This is a genomic window from Waterburya agarophytonicola KI4, assembly GCF_020640915.1.
GTDB classification, from domain to species: Bacteria; Cyanobacteriota; Cyanobacteriia; order Cyanobacteriales; family Xenococcaceae; genus Waterburya; species Waterburya agarophytonicola.
The window spans coordinates 1-20,576 of the sequence record NZ_JADWDC010000077.1 but is presented as its reverse complement, the minus strand read 5'-3'; the positions used below and the strand labels follow the sequence as shown (position 1 = coordinate 20,576).

The 20,576-nt window shown below is 38.3% G+C and carries 21 protein-coding genes, 1 tRNA gene and 1 pseudogene; 11 read left to right on the top strand and 12 right to left on the bottom strand.

Features of this window, described 5'->3' with window-relative positions:
- Positions 1-493 precede the first annotated feature (493 nt).
- From I4641_RS20405 to feoB, 3 genes are all read left to right on the top strand, one after another.
- Entirely contained in the window at positions 494-1,111 is a 618-nt protein-coding gene (locus tag I4641_RS20405) for a DUF1361 domain-containing protein (RefSeq protein ID WP_229642430.1), read from the top strand.
- Between the two features lie 71 nt (positions 1,112-1,182).
- Complete coding sequence (locus tag I4641_RS20400; RefSeq protein WP_229642429.1) at positions 1,183-1,428, top strand: FeoA family protein; 246 nt, start codon at positions 1,183-1,185, stop codon at positions 1,426-1,428.
- Between the two features lie 18 nt (positions 1,429-1,446).
- Positions 1,447-3,330, top strand: coding sequence for a ferrous iron transport protein B (gene feoB, locus I4641_RS20395; protein ID WP_229642428.1), 1,884 nt, complete (start codon positions 1,447-1,449; stop codon positions 3,328-3,330).
- Between the two features lie 41 nt (positions 3,331-3,371).
- Here feoB and I4641_RS20390 read toward each other — a convergent pair whose 3' ends face one another.
- Together I4641_RS20390 and I4641_RS20385 are read right to left on the bottom strand one after the other, a co-directional pair.
- Entirely contained in the window at positions 3,372-4,499 is a 1,128-nt protein-coding gene (locus I4641_RS20390; RefSeq protein ID WP_229642427.1) for an AI-2E family transporter, read from the bottom strand.
- Positions 4,500-4,733: 234 nt separating this feature from the next.
- Positions 4,734-4,806 (bottom strand) — tRNA-His (locus I4641_RS20385).
- Positions 4,807-4,899: 93 nt separating this feature from the next.
- Here I4641_RS20385 and I4641_RS20380 point away from each other — a divergent pair.
- Positions 4,900-5,277 (top strand): DUF4359 domain-containing protein, encoded by a 378-nt coding sequence (locus I4641_RS20380; protein ID WP_229642426.1) that lies wholly within the window; start codon positions 4,900-4,902, stop codon positions 5,275-5,277.
- A gap of 114 nt (positions 5,278-5,391) precedes the next feature.
- Positions 5,392-5,730, top strand: coding sequence for a cupin domain-containing protein (locus I4641_RS20375; protein ID WP_439655363.1), 339 nt, complete (start codon positions 5,392-5,394; stop codon positions 5,728-5,730).
- 88 nt (positions 5,731-5,818) lie between these two features.
- Here the strand turns inward: I4641_RS20375 and I4641_RS20370 are convergent, their stop codons facing one another.
- The 3 genes from I4641_RS20370 to I4641_RS20360 all read right to left on the bottom strand — a co-directional run bounded on the left by I4641_RS20370 (position 5,819) and on the right by I4641_RS20360 (position 8,377).
- Positions 5,819-6,628 carry a biotin--[acetyl-CoA-carboxylase] ligase gene (locus tag I4641_RS20370; RefSeq protein ID WP_229642424.1) on the bottom strand — a complete coding sequence of 270 codons (810 nt, stop codon included), beginning with the start codon at positions 6,626-6,628 and terminating at the stop codon, positions 5,819-5,821.
- An 88-nt stretch (positions 6,629-6,716) separates the two neighbouring features.
- Positions 6,717-7,853 carry a glycosyltransferase family 4 protein gene (locus I4641_RS20365; RefSeq protein WP_229642423.1) on the bottom strand — a complete coding sequence of 379 codons (1,137 nt, stop codon included), beginning with the start codon at positions 7,851-7,853 and terminating at the stop codon, positions 6,717-6,719.
- Positions 7,854-7,993: 140 nt separating this feature from the next.
- Complete coding sequence (locus I4641_RS20360; RefSeq protein WP_229642422.1) at positions 7,994-8,377, bottom strand: DUF423 domain-containing protein; 384 nt, start codon at positions 8,375-8,377, stop codon at positions 7,994-7,996.
- Positions 8,378-8,511: 134 nt separating this feature from the next.
- Between I4641_RS20360 and I4641_RS20355 the strand changes: the two genes are divergently transcribed.
- Both I4641_RS20355 and I4641_RS20350 read left to right on the top strand, forming a co-directional pair.
- Complete coding sequence (locus I4641_RS20355) at positions 8,512-9,414, top strand: amino acid ABC transporter substrate-binding protein (RefSeq protein ID WP_229642421.1); 903 nt, start codon at positions 8,512-8,514, stop codon at positions 9,412-9,414.
- Positions 9,415-9,443: 29 nt separating this feature from the next.
- Complete coding sequence (locus tag I4641_RS20350; RefSeq protein ID WP_229642420.1) at positions 9,444-10,181, top strand: succinate dehydrogenase/fumarate reductase iron-sulfur subunit; 738 nt, start codon at positions 9,444-9,446, stop codon at positions 10,179-10,181.
- A gap of 20 nt (positions 10,182-10,201) precedes the next feature.
- Here the strand turns inward: I4641_RS20350 and I4641_RS20345 are convergent, their stop codons facing one another.
- Complete coding sequence (locus I4641_RS20345; RefSeq protein ID WP_229642419.1) at positions 10,202-11,944, bottom strand: EAL domain-containing protein; 1,743 nt, start codon at positions 11,942-11,944, stop codon at positions 10,202-10,204.
- A complete protein-coding gene (locus tag I4641_RS20340; RefSeq protein ID WP_229642418.1) occupies positions 11,937-12,419 on the bottom strand; it encodes a response regulator in 483 nt (160 codons plus the stop codon). Before I4641_RS20340 ends, I4641_RS20345 begins: the two co-directional genes overlap by 8 nt.
- A gap of 223 nt (positions 12,420-12,642) precedes the next feature.
- Between I4641_RS20340 and I4641_RS20335 the strand changes: the two genes are divergently transcribed.
- The 3 genes from I4641_RS20335 (at position 12,643) to I4641_RS20325 (ending at position 16,691) form a co-directional block, all read left to right on the top strand.
- Entirely contained in the window at positions 12,643-13,935 is a 1,293-nt protein-coding gene (locus tag I4641_RS20335) for a serine/threonine protein kinase (protein WP_229642417.1), read from the top strand.
- Positions 13,936-14,091: 156 nt separating this feature from the next.
- Positions 14,092-14,934 carry a YaaW family protein gene (locus I4641_RS20330; RefSeq protein WP_229642416.1) on the top strand — a complete coding sequence of 281 codons (843 nt, stop codon included), beginning with the start codon at positions 14,092-14,094 and terminating at the stop codon, positions 14,932-14,934.
- Positions 14,935-15,086: 152 nt separating this feature from the next.
- On the top strand, positions 15,087-16,691 hold the full coding sequence (locus I4641_RS20325) for an NAD(P)H-quinone oxidoreductase subunit 4 (protein WP_229642415.1): 1,605 nt from the start codon (positions 15,087-15,089) through the stop codon (positions 16,689-16,691).
- 206 nt (positions 16,692-16,897) lie between these two features.
- Here the strand turns inward: I4641_RS20325 and lpxB are convergent, their stop codons facing one another.
- Positions 16,898-18,046, bottom strand: coding sequence for a lipid-A-disaccharide synthase (lpxB, locus tag I4641_RS20320; RefSeq protein ID WP_229642414.1), 1,149 nt, complete (start codon positions 18,044-18,046; stop codon positions 16,898-16,900).
- Positions 18,047-18,145: 99 nt separating this feature from the next.
- On the opposite strand from lpxB, the gene I4641_RS20315 reads away from it, so the two are divergent.
- Entirely contained in the window at positions 18,146-18,547 is a 402-nt protein-coding gene (locus tag I4641_RS20315; RefSeq protein WP_229642413.1) for a YidH family protein, read from the top strand.
- 39 nt (positions 18,548-18,586) lie between these two features.
- Here I4641_RS20315 and I4641_RS20310 read toward each other — a convergent pair whose 3' ends face one another.
- The 4 genes and pseudogenes from I4641_RS20310 to I4641_RS24320 all read right to left on the bottom strand — a co-directional run.
- Positions 18,587-18,781, bottom strand: a complete 195-nt coding sequence (locus tag I4641_RS20310) for a heavy-metal-associated domain-containing protein (RefSeq protein WP_229642412.1) — start codon at positions 18,779-18,781, stop codon at positions 18,587-18,589.
- Between the two features lie 39 nt (positions 18,782-18,820).
- Entirely contained in the window at positions 18,821-19,912 is a 1,092-nt protein-coding gene (locus I4641_RS20305; protein ID WP_229642411.1) for a phosphotransacetylase family protein, read from the bottom strand.
- Positions 19,913-19,953: 41 nt separating this feature from the next.
- The gene (gene ebsA, locus I4641_RS20300) at positions 19,954-20,328 is read right to left on the bottom strand and encodes a type IV pilus biogenesis protein EbsA (protein WP_229642410.1); all 375 of its coding nucleotides are present in this window, start codon (positions 20,326-20,328) and stop codon (positions 19,954-19,956) included.
- A gap of 171 nt (positions 20,329-20,499) precedes the next feature.
- Positions 20,500-20,576, bottom strand: a pseudogene (locus tag I4641_RS24320) (photosystem Q(B) 2 domain protein); the annotation flags it as partial.

The window sequence follows — 20,576 nt, the reverse complement described above, 5'->3', positions numbered from 1 at the left end:
GATCGCTCTTTTTTTTCCCTGATTATAACCTAAACTAGGTGCGTCTAAGCTTATTTAGTTCCTTATTTATATTACTGTTGCGATCGTTAAGCAAATTATCAAGGCGATCGCAATTAGATTTATTTAGAGGATTAATTTCGAGACTTTTCAAGATTGAACTCTCTAAACTAAATTTCTCTCTTATATAAACCCAAAAATATGTAAATCCTGTGACAGAAATATCTCAGTTCTGTCATATTTCTATAAATTACCCCTTAAATATATCGATCAAATCACTCAAAAGCTAATTTTTTTAATAGTTCTGAGCTTTGTCACAAAGTTTGAATCAAATTGACACTCGTGCGACATACAGACGGCTTAAAATAGTAAATGTTGGTCATAAAATCGGGAAATATCCAGGTTTTTATTCAATTTCCAACATTAAATTATTATCTATTATTATCTATTTTTTGAAATGAAAAATTAGATAACTTATTTTATCTAAAGCAGAAGCATGGAATCTATACTTACCAATGCCTTTGACGCATTTAATAAATATAGCGGTTGGATTGTTTGGAACTTATTTTTAGCTTTTATTCCATTAGCTTTGAGCTTTTGGCTATTTATTAGATCGAGCAAAAGGCGATCGCCTTTGTGGTGGCTTGGCTTGCTGGTTTTTATCGCTTTTTTACCAAATGCTGCCTATTTATTGACAGATATAATTCATTTAATTGAGGCAATTCGTGCGGGTTATTCTATTTGGATTACTACATTAATTTTTATTCCTCTACATTTATTTGCCATTCTCATCGGTTGGGAAGCCTATGTAATTTCCTTAATTAATCAAAGCTATTATCTAGAACAACAGGGTGCAAAGAAGTTTGTTTTTACAGGAGAAATTCTGGTTCATGCTTTATGTGCGGTGGGCATTTATTTGGGTAGATTTCTACGTTTTAATAGTTGGGATTTTGTTACCCAACCCCATGTTATTTTGACTTCCACTGTCAACGATCTAACCGCTAAAAAACCCTTGCTAGTGATACTTATCACCTTTTTTGTTTTGACTGTCTTTTATGGGCTGATGAAACAAATTACATTAGGTGTATTCTGGCGCATCCGCTCTGGGAAGTAAACTTTCAATTCATTCTTTTACATCTCTAAAGTATGATAGTTATTGAGATAAATTATTAATTATTGTTCCTAATGACCTTAGCAGAATTAGAATCGGGAAAATTAGCCGTGGTTAAACATTTAAAGCTCAACCACCAGGAAAAAGAGTTAGGGAAACGACTTCTGGCGATCGGAATTACTCCTGATAAACAAATTCAAGTCATACGCAAAGCCAGTTTTGGAGGACCTCTGCATATTAGGTTAGGTTCGACGACTGAAATTGCCATCCGCCGTCAAGAAGCGAAGATGGTTCAAGTTCACTGCTTAAATTCTCTTTGAGAAGGTAAGTCATTAAAAATGAATCAGGCAAACAAAAATAATCTAAATAATCTAAATAAATTTACTAGCTGTCACAACGATACCTCAACTTTAAATAGCGCAACACAGTCACGTCATCTCAAACGAGTCGTGTTGGTGGGAATGCCCAATACAGGGAAATCTACCTTCTTTAATCGCCTCACGGGTGCTGCTGCTGCCGTAGGTAATTGGCCAGGAATGACCGTAAGTTTTCTTCAGGCTCAGGTCAAAATTGGCGGTAAACTTACGGAATTAGTAGACCTACCAGGAATATATGATTTTAATGGTTTCTCCGACGATGAGAAAGTAGCGAGAAAATTTATCGCCAAATATCCCCTCGATTTGGTAATTGTCATCCTCAATGCTTCTCAAATAGACCGTCAAATCGCTTTACCTCTGCAAATAAAGGCTTTAGGTTTACCCGCAGTAGTTATACTGAATATGGCAGACGAGGCAGAGCAATACGGCGTAAAAATTGACACCGATGAATTAGCTCAACGTCTAGATATGCCTACAGTATTGATTAGTGCTAAGTATGGCAAAGGCTATGGCCGGGTTTATCGAGAAATTTCCTCTGCTCTGGGACAACAGTCTCAAACAATACAAGAGAGTCCAACCTGTTTAAACAACTGTGCTGAGATTACGCCTCAACAAATAGAGTCGGTTTTGAGCGGAGTTGTAACCATGCCCGACAGGATAGGGGTTAATTTAACCACCAGGCTCGATCGCATTTTATTAGATCCAGTGTGGGGACTGCCTTTATTTTTCTTAGGGATGTATTTAGTTTTCTCTCTGATCTGGAATATTGGCTTACCCGCTCAAGGCTTAGTTGGAGATTTAACCGCATGGATGCAAACTAGCTTAATTGAGCCCATTCTTAGCCCTTTCCCTGAAATTATCCAGAATTTTCTGATTGACGGTATCTGGAATGGATTAGCTACGGTAACGGGCTTTGTGCCTTTAATCGTCCTGTTCTTTATTTTGATGGCTATTTTAGAAGATAGTGGCTATCTTTCTCGTTCGGCTTACTTGATGGATGCGTTGATGGGTCGAATTGGTTTGGATGGTCGCAGTTTTGTGATGCAGATGATGGGCTTTGGCTGTAATGTTCCTGCTTTGATGGGAACTAGAGTCATGCGCTCTCAGGCACTACGCTTGCTGACCATGCTGACTATTCCTTTTTCCTTGTGTTCGGCTCGCTTACAGGTATTTGTCTTTATCATTGCTGCGGTTTTTCCGAATCGAAATGGGGCAATTGTTTTATTCTCTTTGTATTTACTCAGTTTTGTCGCTGCGATCGCCACTGCTGCTATATTTCAAGGAGTGTTTAAAAATGACGAACCGTTTGTATTAGAGCTACCTCCCTATCGCTTTCCCACCTGGAAACAGGTGATTATCAGGGGTTGGGGAGAAGTCAAGCATTTTCTCACTAGGGCAACAGGCTTTATTACCTTTGGCTGTATTGCTGCTTGGGGAGTAACTAATTTACCTCTAAATGCTACGGGACTTGATACTATTGGTGGGCAGATCGGTCAGTTTCTTACGCCGATTATGTCTCCTCTTGGCATCGATCCTTATTTAACTCTGGCGTTAATTTTTGGCTTTGTGGCAAAAGAAATTGTCGTGGGTTCGCTGGCGGTTATCTATGGCTTAAATGCGATCGCTGTAAGTGGTCATATTTCCGATACCGTTACCTTTGCTCAAGGGTATAGTTTTTGCATCTTCTGCTTACTTTATACTCCTTGTCTAACTACAGTCGCAACGCTTTTGAATGAGTCAAAATCTTGGCAGTTTACCCTGTTTTCTTTGGCGTTTTCTTTGACGTTGGCATGGGTGGCTAGCTTTTGTTTTTATCAAACCGTTTTGTTATTTGGGTTTCAATAGTTAGATTGGAAAAGGGCAATCGCACCAAAGACAAATTTCAACTATGATGGCGGCTCAAATCTAGCCGTTTCCGCTAGACTTGCTTTGGCAGTAAACTCATCGAACAAACTCATGATTACTACCGCAGCAGGAATCGCAAAAATTAGACCAACAATTCCTAATAGTTCGCTCATGATGAGAACTGTAATCACTACGCCTACAGGGTTTAAGTTGACCTGATGCCCAACCACTATCGGTTGAAAAATATGAGAATCAATTTGATTGAGTATTAAAAATAGAACTACAACTAAAACTAGCTTTAGTGGTGAAATAGTTAAAGCGACTAGCGCGGGTAAAAAGCCTCCAACAAAACTACCAAAGAAAGGAATTATTTCAAATAACCCTGCAATAATAGCAAAGGGCAAAACTAATGGAATGCCCAAAATCCAGAGTCCTATGCCCACACCAATACCCAGAAACAGCATTGCCAAAAATGTACCGCTCATCCAGCCTTGAAGTCGCACTCGCATAGTTTTCAAAATGCGCTTGACTGAAGAATGATGACGACGAGGGGTCAATCGTAATAATCCCTCTGCTAAAAAGCCAGGATCGTAGGTAATATAGAGGGCTAAAATCAGGATCGCAAAAGCTTCAACAGTAATTCCCAAGGCTTTTTCTAATAACAATGGTAATGATTTAACCAGACCATAGAGAAAATCATTTAATTTAGTAATTTCTGTTGAAATATCGGGAATAAAGCTGTAGTGGGCATGAAGATTTTGAGACTGCTGAGTCAAGCTACTCAGATATTCGGGCAATTTTGAGGTAAGTTTTTGAAACTCAACTACAAGATCGGGAAGAATAACGATGGGCAACAGTACTGTCAATCCAACTATGCCAATAACTAGAGATATAATCGCTAGCCAACGTTGCTTGAGCAGTTTTTCTAGCTGACTTAGCAGGGTTTGTAATACCAGGGAAACTAGAATAGCGATCGCAATTAACTGTAAAATCGACCGCAGTTGATAGAGGATCGAAAGGGACAATACCATCAATACTGCTAGGGGCGCACCTTGAGTTAGCTGATCTCCTAATGTGGGCGATTTTCCTTCGGGAACGCTATGGGATCGCTGTCTTGATGCCCTAAAGGATTCGCTTCGCATCATGCGCTTCCATCGCTTTGGAGTCATAAGCTAATTATCTCATCAACTAATAATGACCATCATTATCTGTGAGTATTCAGAATTAATGAAACCTTATCTAACAAACTTATTAAATTCTGATTTGGAAGAAGATGAAGATGTGCGATCGCTAATTAAGACTAATTAGAAGCAATTTCTTGTTCTCTGCCAATTGTGAGTATCCACCCATGTATTCTCTTGCACAACGCTAAACACTTACTGTCAGGTTTGCAGTAAATAAAGGGCGGACGACGGGAGTTGAACCCGCGAATGGTGGTACCACAAACCACTGCCTTAACCACTTGGCTACGCCCGCCATACTTGTTCGGTTTATCATTATAGCACCATAATTGGTATTAATATCTAAATAATCTAAAATTAGAAAAAATAAAATATAGTTTTAAAATACATGACAAGGTTGAGAAATACAAGTATTTTCGGAATTGTAGCGATCGCTCTAGGTGCGATCGCTATCTTTACCAATCCTCAAGAAGAAAATTATCAAAAATACGCCAATATCACCCTCAAAACTCAACTAAAAGATAAAGTATGTACCCAAGTTACAGAGGAATTGGGTGCATTGCTAGAAAGCCAATGCCATATCATAGTTGATACTGCGAGTCCTTATTTAGCCGAGGTTATCGATCGACAAACAACCAAGCAAAATTTTTTGCTCTTTAGTATTTATCAAGCAGATTTGTCTTTCCCCAGCCCTTTATCTGACTATCATATTGAGACTATCGGAATTTTAGGTAATTTTTATACTTATCAAGTCAAAAAACTATAGTTGTTCGAGAGGGTTATATTTAATTAAAATTAAACTTATAGATAAAGCTATAAAAACCTGGAGTTGACCGTGAGTGAAGATAATGGAAAGCAAAGTGATGTTGAAACTATATCCATCACTAATAAAGAAATAACCCGTACCCCGCCTTATGGCAAAGTCGAATCTCTAGATAAAGGAGAAAGATACTGTATTAACCGTATCGAAATCAAACCTGGAGAACACATGAGTACCCAAATGCACTATCATCGTAGCGAGCATTGGATCGTGGTTTCTGGTACAGCAAAAGTAGTTTGTAATGGTCAAGAAACTTTGGTGATGCAAAATCAATCTACTTATGTACCAATGAATACTGCTCATCGCGTAGAAAATCCTGGAGTCATTCCTTTAGTAATGATTGAAGTGCAAAATGGAGAATATTTGGGTGATGATGATATCATCCGTTTTGATGATTGATTGTAACCAACTAATCTTGCAAGCAGGAATTTAGGTCTAGCAATGATTTCTAACACTTCAAAATCATGAAGTGTTTTTATTCTGTGTTTTAATAACCTAAGCTGATTTGTCCTGGTGCAAAAGTTATGGTGCTAGATGCTCCAGGGGATCTCAGTTGAATTTTTATTTTTCCATCTTGTGTCACTCCTATTACTTCTCCCAAACTATTATTAATGATTACTTGTTTGCCAATACTATTTAAAATTGCTAAATAATTTGCTAATAATTGTTCGATTCCTACGGATAGATAATATTGATATCCAAAGCTAATGCCATAACTGGCAATCGCAGTTAATTCTTCTAACGAATTAATAGATTTTATTGCTTTGTTTTGGTAATAAGATTTAAGATTTATACCCACATTAGGAATGGGATTATGCCAATTTATTCCCACACCAATAACAGCTTTAATCAATTTCTTTTTATGATTGCGAGTTTCTATTTTTATTCCCCCTAACTTACGATTATCTAAAATCAAATCGTTAGACCATTTAATAGTTACAGGTAGTTGATAGTATCTTAAGACGGTGGCAATTCCCCAAGCCGTTGCCATTACCAAATGAGAACTATGATTAATATCTAAGTCTATATCCAAAGCCACAGAAAGATATAATCCCCCACCAGAGGAAACCCAACTATTGCCCCACTGTCCTTTACCTGCGGTTTGCTGTAGTGCAATTACCGCCGTAGGTGTTGGTGTACCGCGATCAATTAATTCCCATAGTTTAGTATTGCTTGAAGTAAGACTATCGAATACCCGTAAAGGAATTGTTTGAATATTATTGGATAAAGTATTGATTATGGCAATGCGAGCGATTTTGAGCCAAGTTTCTTGATATAGCTGTAAATTAAAACTCACAATTTTTTGTTTGTTTCTATTTCCTAGTTATTAATCAAACTATTAATTGTTTGCAACAGTAAATAACTATCTACTTACTTCTTACTGATCATGCAGCAGAAGAAAGATCGTAGCTAGGACTTAAAACACCTCGATAATAACCTTGCAATTGACGAGTTGCAGCAGCCCAACCCCACTGTTCGGCTTCATTTCTAGCATTGGTGCGTAATTCTTCTCTAATTTCTTTTGCTTCTAGTAAAGCTTTCGTTGCAGTAATTGCACCTTCGGGATCGTCTGGTTCAAATAAATAACCATTAACGCCATCAGTTACGATATCGGGAATACCGCCAGATCTGGCTGCAACCACAGGGCAACCCGCAGCCATTGCTTCGAGTAAGACTAAGCCCAGAGTTTCGGTACGGGAAGGAAAGACAAAGGCATCAGCCGAGGCAAATGCCGACGCTAGTTCTAATCCTTGGAGATAACCGACAAAGTTGGTATTTGTCCCTGCAAAATGGGCTTCTAAAGCTTCCCTGTTTGGCCCATCACCGACGATCGCTAGTCTAGAATTAGGTATGGCTTCTAATACTGGTTTGATTTCATCGATTTGTTTTTCTGCCGAGACTCGACCAACATAGAGTAATAGAGGATCTTGAGGATTTCCTTGAGATAAACGCGATCGCATTTGAACCGAGGCTAAATGGGGTTGGAACATTTCGGTATCCACGCCTCGCTGCCATAAGTCTACTCGTTCGATGCCATGATTTTCTAGTTCTTGAACCATCGCGCTAGAAGTACAGAGATTTAGTCTGGCTTGGTTGTGGGCAGCTTTTAATAGTTCCCATAATAATCCTTCCAATACTCCTAAGCCATAATGCTGAAGATATTGAGGCAAATGAGTATGATAAGAAGCCACTAAGGGTATATTCATCGTTTTGGCATAATAAATGCCTCCTACTCCCAAAAAAGCGGGATTAACAACGTGAATTAAATCTGGCTGAAATTCTTCGATCGCATTTTTTGTACCAATAGGAGGCAATGCTAATTTTAGTTCGGGATATAACGGCAAAGGCATTCCAGGTACGCCATATACTTTTGCTCCTTTATACTCTGTCAAACCACCTTCGGGAGCAACTACCAAAACGCGATCGCCATTTCGTTCTAGATGTTCGATAGTATGGCGCAAGCGGGTAACAATGCCATCAACTTTGGGTAGAAATGTTTCAGTAAAAAGAGCAATACGCATAGTTGGCTTTTAGATTATTAATTTAATTTTTATTAGTAATATTAGCTATTAGCTTAAAATTTCATACAAGTAAGATTTTACTGCTATTTATGGCAGATTTCGCTCATAATCATCTCTTAAATTTGGTTTAACTTTATTCATTAGTCCATATTCAAGGCTGCGATCGCCAAACAAATCCAGCCAGTAATAAATGCCACCCCACCCAAAGGAGTAACTGCGCCTAATATTTTAATTCCGCTTAAACTGAGGGCATACAAACTGCCAGAAAAGAGAATTATTCCCACAATAAAAGCAGATCCAGCAATCACTAAAAATAAAGATGTCGAACCAACAGCCATACGTTCTAGAAGTAATGCTACTAAAATCAAAGCTAGGGCATGATACATCTGATATTTTGTTCCAGTTTCCCAAATTTCCAAAGCGCGATCGCTCAATCTATCTTTGAGGGCGTGACTAGCAAAAGCTCCTAAAATTACCGAAATTCCTCCCAAGGAAGCAGCGATCGCTAAAAATATTCGACTCACAGTTTTATTTCCATTAGTTATTCACAAATAATAATATCTTTTAGAATTTTGTTAAATAATAGTTAGAAAACTGGTCAATCTGTTTTTTTTGGCGTACTACAGTAACGAACCTTAGATAAGAACAGGAATTATATATGTTGCAGTACTTGTGGGCAAAAACGACGGCTATCTCAGTTTTAAGTTTTGGTTTCTTGATTTTGCCTAGCCCTAGTGCGATCGCCGAAACTGTCTTAGAAAAGATCGAGCGCACGGGAAAATTTACCGCAGGTACGAGTAAAGATGCTCTGCCTTTCGCCTATCGTAACGAAGCAGGGGAATTAGTTGGTTATTCGATTGATATCTTAAATTTAATTACCGAACAGTTAGAAATAGAATTAGATCGAGACATTGAATTAGAATTAGTAGCACTACAGCCGAAAGAACGTATTCCAGAATTGATAGATGGAGATGTAGATATTGTCTGCGATGCCAGTAGCTTTACTTGGAAACGCGATCGCCTAGTGGATTTTTCCTTTAGTTATAGCTCCACTGGGACAAGATTACTCGCCAAAAAAGGTAACGATTTTTGGGATCCTGCATCTTTGGCGGGGAAACGGGTAGGCGCGATCGCCAAAACTACTAATGAAAGAAGTATTAGACTCGCCCAACCTGAAGCTGAGATGGTTATATTTAAGGATAGAGCTGCGGGTTATGAGGCATTAGAGAATGGAAAAATAGACGCTTTTGCTTCTGATGGTATTTTATTAGAAAGTTGGCTGAATAATAGTCCTAACCCACAAAACTATCAAATTATGGGCGACTATTCCCACGAAGGTATCGCTTGTATGGTGGCGGAAAATAATTCTCCCCTACTCAATGTTGTTAACTACAGCTTAGTTGACTTTATGCAAGGCTTTCTAGACGATAAACCCGAATATGTAGCAATTTTTGAGCGATGGTTTGGCGCACAAGGAATATTACCCCTAACTCAAGATTTAAAAAGCCTTATGATCGATAACATGCAGTTATTAATTGACTTTAAGGATCGAATTAAATAAATAAATAAATAAATAAATAGCACGATAGTATGAAAATCAATTTAAAAATTTGGCGACAAAAGGATGCTGAAAGTAAAGGAAAGCTAGAAGAATATACCGTGGCAAATGCTCATCCCAGTATGTCATTTATTGAATTATTAGACGTGCTTAACGAGCAGCTAATCAAGGATAACCGAGAACCCGTAGCCTTTGATAGCGACTGCGGGGAAGGAATTTGTGGTTCTTGTGGCATGATGATTAATGGTGTGGCTCATGGAGAGCAAAAACAAACTGCGGTATGTCAGCTACATCTTAGAAGTTTCAATGATGGCGATACTATTACTGTCGAACCTTGGCGAGCAAAAGCGTTTCCTCTAATTAAAGATTTAGTAGTCGATCGCTCTGCCCTCGATCGCATTGTGGCTGCGGGGGGCTATATCTCAGTAAATACGGGGGCTGCCCCCGATGCTAATTCTTTACCCGTGGCAAAAGATAATAGCGATCGCGCTTTTGATTATGCTGCTTGTATTGGTTGTGGTGCTTGTGTTGCAGCTTGTCCCAATGCTTCTGCTTCGTTGTTTACCGCAGCTAAAGTCTCTCATCTGGCTTTACTACCTCAAGGAGATCCCGAACGCAAACAACGAGTATCCAACATGACAGCCCAAATGGCAACAGAAGGTTTTGGAGATTGTTCCAATCATGGAGAATGTACCGCCGTATGTCCCAAAGGTATTTCTTTGGATACTATCTCTACTATGCGTCGCGAATATATTAAGGCGATGTTTTAATTTTTGATTCCTATTTATATTTATTGATTGTTGCTAACGGTTGCTAAGACATCTCCACTATTGAGGGGATAAGCAAACAGATATCCTTGTCCGTATTCACAACCCAATTCTTTAAGAATATCTCTTTGAGTTTCAGTCTCAATACCTTCGGCGATTACATCCAAACCCAAACTATGAGCCAAATTAACGATCGCTTTAATGATGTCGTAGTTGGTGCTGTTGATTTCAGGACCAATAAAAGAACGATCTATTTTAACCGTATCCACGGGTAAATAACGCAGGTAGCTTAAAGAAGAATAACCAGTGCCAAAATCATCCAAACAAAGTTTGATATCTCGTTCTTTGAGCTTTTCTAAAACTTTGGTGACAGCGGTGGTATTCTCCATCAGAGTACTTTCGGTAATTTCCAATTTCAAGTCTTTTCCTGCTAAATTTAGAGTTTCCAAGAGACAATCTATTTGAGGGATCAATTCGGGATGATATATTTGAATTCGCGATAAATTGATGCTCATAGTCAGAGAAATATCCCTGGCAAAAGATTTTTGCCAAGCTACTAATTGATAGCACGCTTCTGATAGTACCCATTGACCCAGAGCAATTATTTGACCAGTTTCTTCAGAAATAGGAATAAATTTATCTGGAGAAATCGTCCCTAAAGAATTGTGCTGCCATCGAACTAAAGCTTCTAAGCAATTTATTTTGCCTGTTCGCAGCGAAACTATCGGTTGATATTTTAAAAATAATTGCTTCTCGTTGATTGCTTGTTGGAGATCGCTTTCTAGCTGTAGCTTTTCTACCGCATTACTCTGCATTTTTTCGTCGAACAAGACTGAGGTTTTGACGAAATTAACTTTGGCATATTGCATGGCAGTATCTGCCGACTGTAAAAGTTTTTCTGGTTGTTGTTGGTTATGTTTATTTAAAGCAATACCAATACTAACGGTAGAACAAACAGTGCTGTTACCGATTTTGAAAGGTTTAATTAGCTGACGATAAATATTTTCTGCTCGATTGAGAATATCTCCCTCGTCCTGAATATTGTTTACTAATACCGCAAATTCATCTTCGCTGACTCTGGCGATAATATTAGAATTTTCCTGTTGGATATATTCTTCTAAACGACGAGCCACTCCTGTTAGTAGCTGTTCGCTAATTTGATATCCCAAACTTTGTTTAATACTGCGAAAGCGATCGATACTCAACAATAAGACAGCCAATAAATTAGAGGATTCTGAAGCAACTAAACTGCCCTTAAATTCTCGACAATAGGCTATTTCTCGGTTCAAATGCTCGATAAATAAAGTGCGGTTGGGTAGGTTGGTGAGCTTGTCGTAAAAAGCTAAATACCTCAATCTTTGTTGAGCAGCACGATATTCTTCTCGTAATACCGCTTCTCTCAATTCTCTCTCTACTGCGGGAATGAGCCGAGCGAGTTTTCCTTTAACTAAATAGTCATGGGCTCCTGCTTTCATCGCTGCTACGGCAGTATCTTCGCCGATTTTGCCCGAAACAATCACAAAAGGTAAATCCAACTCCCATTCTTTAAGTAAATTAAGAGCAGCGATCGCGCTAAATTTGGGCATGGAATAATCAGCCAAAACGATATCCCAAGGGAGAGACTTTTTGAGAGCAGACTCCATATCTCCTTTGGTATCAACTCTCTGGTGAATAATTTCGTAACCGCCGCGTTCTAATTCTATAGCTAATAGTTCCGCATCATCTTCTGAATCTTCGACAATTAAGACTCGCAGAAGTTTATTCATTTAGGACTCCAAAAACAGGTGGAAGCTGATTAACAGTTAACCAATAGGTACTTATCTCTTTAACAAATTTTTGTAGTTGAGTAAAGTGAATTGGTTTGCGAATATAACTGTTGCAACCATTAATATAACTGTCTATGATGTCCTGTGGCTCATTTGAGGAGCTAATTATTACGACAGGTAATAATCTCGTTTTAGGATGAGCGCGAAGGCGACGCAAAACTTCAATTCCATCAATCTTAGGTAAATTAAGATCGAGCAGGATCAAGGCTGGCATACTAAACTTTGGTTGGTTGTTCCCCGTCGTCTGGGTAAAATTATCCTGAAAGTGTTCTTGTCCGATTAAGTAATTTAAAGCCTCTATGCCATCAGAGAGAACAATTAAGTTGTGAGGAATCTCTTCCCGAGCAAAAGCCAGTTTCATTAACTCGCGATCGTCAGGATTATCTTCTACTAATAATATATTTTTAGCTGACATATAATATTTTTTATATCGCTCTAACCTAACTAAGTTATAAGTTGGCTGAGATAATAATAATTTGGGATTAATGATAATATTTATTAATTTTAAATTTGCTTTGTAGTTGCTAGATACAAATAAAGTAATTAAAGCTTTTTCTTTTTACCATTTTATACTATGTTTTTTAGTGTCTTATAATACATCAAAATAGAATAACAAATAATTATAATCACAACTAAAAATGAGCGAATATCCCAATTTGAACAAATACGGATACCAGATTGATGCACAATTGGGATGCAATAGAGAGGGTGGACGCATTACTTGGAAAGGAAAACATTTAACCAGTCAAAAAATTGTAGCAATCAAACAGTTTTGCTTTGCTAAAAAGGATTCGAGCTGGTCGGGATATAAAGCTTATGAACAAGAAATCAAACTATTACAACAACTAAATCATCCTGGTATACCTCAATATTTAGATAGTATTGAAACCGAAAATGGTTTTTGTCTAATTCAAGAATATATACCAGCTTCAAGTCTTAATAATTATAATCAATTAACATTACTTGAACTTCAGCAAATTATCTTAAAATTTCTAGAAATTTTAATTTATCTACAACAGCAGAATCCTCCAATATTACACCGCGACATTAAGCCAGAAAATATCTTATTAGATGAAAAATTGCGAGTATATCTAATCGATTTTGGATTTGCTAGTCTGGGTAACAAAGAAGCATCTGGGAGTAGTGTTTTTAAAGGAACACCAGGATTTATTGCCCCAGAACAAATTGTCAAACCTGGTCTTGCTTCGGATATATACAGCTTAGGAGTTACTATTGTCTGTCTGCTGTCGAACAAAAGTATTGTAGAAATTAGGGATTCAGTATCAACTGATGACCCCTATCAGCTAGATTTAAAGTCTCTTTTTCCCGAATTAAATCGACAATTTTTGAGTTGGCTAGAAAAAATGACTAATGCCAAAGCGAGCAAACGTTTTAGTAATGCTTTAGCTGCTAGAGAGGCTTTATTATCAGTTGATTTAGAGGATATTACCAGTGGTAAAATCTTGAGGGCGTATGATTTGAATATCAATTATACAGCCAAGGCACAAGTTATTTCAGGAACATTCGCGATCGCCAGTTTAACCACGATAGCAATGGGAAGCGTGGGCTATATCAACAACCATCTGGAGTCGAGTATTGTCGATATAGCGATCGCCATTTTAGCAGGGATCGTGATTGGCATTACCCAATTAGGGGCAGTAGAAATTGCTAAAACAGACAATTCAGCAAGAATACAAGGAGGGATTTTAGCAGTAGGAGTGCCTATTGTACTAGTAGCAGCTAGTGGTGTTATTTGGGGCAGAGGAGAAGCAGTAGATATTGCGGGAACAATTATCATAGCTGAAATTTTAATTTTGGCTTATTTTTGGTGGCAGATCCCTTGGGTAGCACAAAGAAGTTTGCCTCTAAAGTCTAGTTTTTTGTTCGTTGCGATCGCTTTGGGTATTACTTTTGGTTTACAGTTAATTTAAGGCTAATGTGAGAAAAAATAAATATCAATAAATATCAATAAATATCAAAATCAATCGAAAATGTTGAACACTTTGAAGTGTTCGTTATAATCCAAAAATGTATGATGATAAATTAAGCAACGATCGCGCTTTAAAAGTGTTGTAGAGGAGGCGAAATTGGATGAATTAAGGGCAGGGCTAGGTTTAGCAACCGAAGAAGAATTACAACAAATCACGCAAATATTATTCCGTCGTCGTTTCAATCCTTTAGACTACTGGCAAACTCCAGAGCCATTATACGTTCAAAGTCAAGACTGGGATATATGGATCGACGACTTAGATCGAAGAATTCGTTATTTAGCAGCAGATGGAATCACTGTTTTGCGGGGACGCACTCAAGAAATATCCTATCGAGAAATATTAATTAAAGTTTGTCACTATCTCAAGATTCCCTATTCTGGCAAAATGAAAGCTATCGATATCGAAGCAGAAATTTTTTTACATTTAGTTACAAAAGCCTGGGATAAACTACCGCCTCAAGAACAATATTTCCTTCAAACACAGATCGGCACGGCACTAGCAGGAGCGAATCCTCCCGAACCTTTGCCTCTTGGGTTACAGCACAACCCCCTCAAAATCTTGCTCCAAGGTACTGGTATTGTGGCAGTCAGTAGCATCTTAAAATCGTGGCTACTCAAACATATTGCCAAACAGTTTGCCCTTCATTTTGCCACCTATCAAGCAGCAAAAACAGCCTTAATCAAAGGTGGCACAACGGCGGTAGCTGGTTTGGGGAACCAATTGGCATTACAAGCAGCTAAAAAGGGAATGGCGGTCAATGCAGCCCGTTATGGGGCGACTAGGGGCATATTCAGCCTATTAGGGCCAATTGTGTGGAGTTATTTTGTGGCTGACTTAGGCTGGAAAGCGATCGCGACTAATTATGCTAGAGTTATCCCGATTGTCTTTACTCTGGCACAAATCCGCCTAATTCGCGGAGATTACTTAGCAATTAGCTGATTTTATGCTTCGATCCCCAGTTACCAAAAAAACCAGGCTATAAACAATTTGTTAAGAATGGGGCGGTTTGGCTTAATTACCTTAGAACATGTAGATAAAGACAGGAAATCTATAACTAGAATTTCTAAAAAGATTTTTGCTCTTAAATATATATGACACACTTCCCTTGGTTAACCACCTGTATTTTATTTCCCATTGCTGCGTCTTTATTTTTGCCGATAATTCCAGATAAGGAAGGCAAGACTGTACGTTGGTATGCCCTGGTTGTGGGCTTGATTGATTTTGCGGTGATGGTCTATGGTTTTTATCAAGATTATGACTTTAGCAACCCCGATTTACAGTTAGTAGAAAGCTACTCTTGGATACCTCAACTAGACCTTAATTGGTCTGTGGGGGCTGATGGCTTATCAATGCCTTTGATCTTACTAACTGGCTTCATTACCACTCTGGCAATGATGGCAGCTTGGCCTGTAACCTATAAACCCAAGCTATTCTATTTCTTGATGCTGGCAATGTATGGCGGACAAATTGCTGTCTTTGCCGTACAAGATATGTTGCTATTTTTTCTAGTGTGGGAATTAGAATTAGTCCCTGTGTACCTCATTTTATCTATCTGGGGTGGCAAGAAACGCCTTTATGCAGCAACTAAGTTCATTCTCTATACTGCGGGAGGATCGCTGTTCATTCTGGTTGGGGCTTTAACGATGGCATTCTATGGCGACACCGTCACCTTTAACATGAGTGCGATCGCAGCGAAGGATTATGCTTTTAATCTGCAATTATTCTTATATGCTGGCTTTTTGATTGCTTACGGGGTGAAGCTGCCTATTTTTCCCCTCCATACTTGGCTGCCAGATGCCCACGGAGAGGCAACCGCCCCTGCCCATATGCTACTAGCAGGTATTCTCTTGAAAATGGGGGGATATGCCCTATTAAGGATGAATGCGGGAATGTTACCCGACGCTCATGCTTTCTTTGCGCCAATGTTGGTAATTTTGGGTGTAGTTAATATTGTTTATGCTGCTTTAACTTCTTTTGCCCAACGCAACCTGAAACGAAAAATTGCCTACTCATCGATTTCCCACATGGGCTTTGTCCTGATTGGGATAGCATCCTTTACCGACTTGGGGACAAGTGGCGCAATGCTACAGATGATTTCTCACGGTTTAATTGGAGCTAGTCTCTTCTTTATGGTGGGTGCTACCTATGACCGCAGCCATACTTTAATGCTCGATGAGATGGGCGGTGTCGGTCAAAAGATGAAGAAGATTTTTGCCATGTGGACGACTTGTTCTTTTGCTTCTTTAGCACTACCAGGAATGAGTGGTTTTGTAGCAGAATTAATGGTATTTGTCGGTTTCGCCACTAGTGATGCCTATAATTCTACTTTTAAAGTAATTATCATCTTCCTAGCTGCCATTGGCGTAATTTTGACTCCCATCTATCTACTATCGATGTTGCGCGAAATGCTTTATGGTCCTGAAAATAAAGAGTTAGTAGACCATACTAATTTAGTAGATGCCGAACCTAGAGAAGTATTTATAATTGCTTGTCTATTAATTCCCATCATTGGTATTGGTTTATATCCCAAGTTGGTCACGCAAATTTATGACGCTAGCATAAGTCAGTTAACTGCAAGGCTGCGTAATTCTGTACCCAGCTTGGCTCAAAATATCGCGCAAAATACTCAAATATCATCTAGTTTGTATTCGATGGAGTTTATGACTGCACCTAAAATCGCTGCGATCGATAAATAGTAGTCACGATTTAGATAGTTATGTAGTTACAGTAGCTATAAACCACAAACTATAGACTTTTTCTATTTAGATCGCCTTAATTGTTTTTTCCTCTATGTTCTCAGTTTTTTTAGAGAGTAGAGGAATTTTTGTTATTTCACTATAGACTTCTTGCATAACTTTTGATTCGCCCTATTATTTTGACAAATAACAAATAACACTTGGAATTATTTTTGCAAGAAAATTTCCTTCGCAGCCCGATCGCAAACCCCTAAAGAACCCAAAAGCGATCGCATTTCTTGATAGCCTGTTATTATTCTTTGTTGTCTGGAAAAATTAGATAATATGGCGATCGCTTCACTCGAAATATTTTCCGCAGTAACTTCTTCTTGCTGAAATTCGGGGACTATTTGGCGATCGACGATTAAGTTGGGAGGAGACATTAAAGGCACAGAAAAGCCTAACCTGCGACCTATCCAGGCAGTAATCGGACTGATACGATAAATTACTACTTGAGGAACATTGAGCAACGCAATCTCTAAATTAACCGTACCCGATTTAGTGATAGCTAAATCCGCACAAGCGATCGCATCAAGAGTCTGACTATCTAAAATCGTTGCAGGAATATTATATTGTTTTACTGCTGTAGCGATCGCGTCGCGATAAGTTGGTAAGGATACAGGAATGATAAATTTAACTTCTGGTAATTGTTGGGATATTGTTTGTGCTGCTTGACACATTACTGGAAGTAAATATTTGATTTCTTGTTGGCGAGAAGCAGGCAAGAGAGTTACTATCTTATCTTCACTTGCAATATCTAAGTTTAGTCTTGCTTGGTTTCGATCGGGTGCTTGTTCGATCCTATCTAGGAGAGGATGACCGACCCAAGTTACATCAATATTTTTATTGGCAAAATACTCGGCTTCGGCAGGAAAAATTGCTAACAATTTATCCACCACCTTAGCAATTTTGGGAGTATTGTTTAACATTGGCACAGCCCAATCTTGGGGTGCAATATAATAAACAACTGGTATGTGGGGCAATTCTTGTTTAACAAACGCAGCCAAAGCTAAATTTGGCGTAGGATAATCAATTATTACTAAAATATCGGGAGGATTTTGCCGAATATATTGTTTCGCTAAATTCTGAATTTTGATTGTGGGCAATACAAAAGGAATTCCTTCTACAAATCCCATCGAGCCAATTACTGCTGTGTTGGCAACAATATTTGCTCCTGTATCCTCCATGCGATCGCCGCCCAACCCAGAAATTTCTAGATCTATATTTTTCTCACCAGCAACTTTAAACAAGGATTTAATCAACATTGCACCTTGTAAATCTCCAGAAACCTCTCCCGTACTAATAAATATCTTCACAGTGAATTGTTAATGGTTGATAGTTAATTGTCGATTGAGACTTTAAACTCGTAGATATAATTTGATTTTCTACATTTCGACAGGATGAATAATTAATTTATGAGCGATCGCAGATCTAATATTAATACAGAATTAGCTAAAGAGCGCAATCGCGCTGCTGCCGAACGTACTTTAATGGCTTGGATACGCACCTGCTTGGCTTTAATTAGTTTTGGCTTTGGGGTCGATCGCATTGTTACCGCATTGCAAAAGTCATCAATATATGAATATATTGACGATCCGCTTCATTTAACCAGAATTTTGGGTCTTTCTTTTATTGCCATTGGGACGAGTGCAATTCTCTTAGCTGCTTTAGAACACCGCAAAGAATTGCGTCATATACAAAAAGATAACTACATATATCAACCCCGTTCGTCTTTAGCTTTCACCGTCGCTATTTCTATCTCTATCACTGGATTATTTGCTTTTATCGGCATTTTAATCAAATCCTATGGTAATTAAGCAAATTATCCCAAAGATAGGCGATTTAACATTATTTAATTATTCAACTTCGTATCCTGCTGCGGTAATAATTTGCTTAATAGACGTTTCAGAAGCTTCTGTATCTACTGTCACTTCCTTAGTATCCAAATTTATACTAACTTTTGCTTCTGGCTCGTGGGTAAGAATCGCCGTTTCGATGCTTGAAACGCAGCCATCGCAAACCATACTGGGTACTTTTAAGTTAATTGTCATGAAAATAATTCCATCGAATTCTAAATGTTGTTTTTAAAGTTAAACTGATGTAGCGATCGCCATATCGAGAGCTTGAAGTAATCTATCGATATCAAAATGTTCTTTCATCAAACTTTGAATTTGTTTTACTTTAATTTCTTCATAAATTGGAACTTTGCCAAAAGCACTATCAACCACTTCTACCGTCGTTAAAGTATCTGTATTAACCGATAAAATAGGAATATCTAAACTTTCTGCTCGTTCAATAATCAAATCTTTGGGAGGAATGTGACCAGTTAAAATAAGACAGTGGGTAGAAGTTTCCAAAGCAGCCATTTGTAATTCTGCTCGATCTCCCCCTGTAACTACCGCCATATTATCCCTCTGACGAAAATATCCCAAAGCAGAATTGACATTCATTGCGCCAATGCTGAGGCTTTCCACCATCCAATCTAAATGTTCCTCGCAACATAAGACATTAGCATCTAGCCTGGTGGCAATTTCTCTCACGCTAACACTATTTAAAATCCTATCTTTAGGAATCATCCCCAAAACAGGAATTTCTTGTCTCTCTAGATAAGGTTTGACCGTTTCTGCCGCGCTTTCTAACTCTGTTGCAGGAATTTCATTAATTATAATTCCCAGCAAGCGATCGCCCAAAAACTTTTTCGCAGTTAATAAACTACCCACCATCATCAAGGGATCGTAACGAGCAACTAATAGAATTGAAGCATCGACACAATCGGCAATTTCTGGGACAGATAAATTGAAAACACTACCTTCCCAGAGATTGTTTGGTCCTTCCAATAAAACTAAATCAGCTTCGATTTTGTTGACATATTGTTTCAAAGCTTGAGCATAGTCTTCTTGATTGTCCCCTTTTAGTCTTTGATTAATTGTTTGGCGATTTAAAAACAATAAAGGGGTTTGAATTTGATTTGCCGATAAACCTAGAGTGTTAGCTAGAAAATCAACATCTTCTGTTTTTTCTCTATCGCTAGCATCGGCTTTGAAACCAGTTGCTAAAGGCTGTCCATAACCAATAGATATACCCTTATCTAAAGATAAATGGCTCAAACCCAAAATAGTTGCTGATTTACCGCTATAGGCCTCAGTTGAAGCTATCAGAAGATGTTTGGCAGATTTAGCCACGCTCGCACTCCTTGTTGATTATAATTATTGTTCTTGCTTACTTATTCTAAGCGCAACAGTTTTCGGTAAAAAGTTCTGGGAAAGTCTGTTGTCTTAGAACGTTTAAAGTTCATGATGACATCAATTAGGTAATCAATAAACTCTGAGTTAGACATTGTTACTTCATAACTCAATTCCGCTTGTCCATCAAACTGTAAACGACAACGAGTCAATTCGGAAGGTAATTTGGATACATACCAGCTAGCAACAAACGGAATAGGCTCTCCTCCTTCCACCTGTCGCTCTCCTTCTAAAGATGCTTGACGGTATAAAGCGATCGCATGGGGCAACCAACTATGTTTGTTTTTAGAGTAGTAGGGTACGTAAATAATTACATCTGCTCTATTGGCAGGTTTTATTTGTTCGATGGTAGACATATGATAAGAGTGTTAACCGTAGTATTTCAATTATTTAAGACTTTTCTACGTTATAACATCAGTTTTTTCAGACTACCTCTAATTGTTTGGCAAATCCTAGAGATAAATATAGCAAAAAAAATGCCCCCCAAGAATTGGAGAGCATTTTTTTATCTAAATCTTTAGATAGGATTAACCGTTGATGGAAGGAGCAGTTAAAGCTACAGGAGCTTGTTCGCCACTTGCCAAGTCAAGAGGGAAGTTGTGTG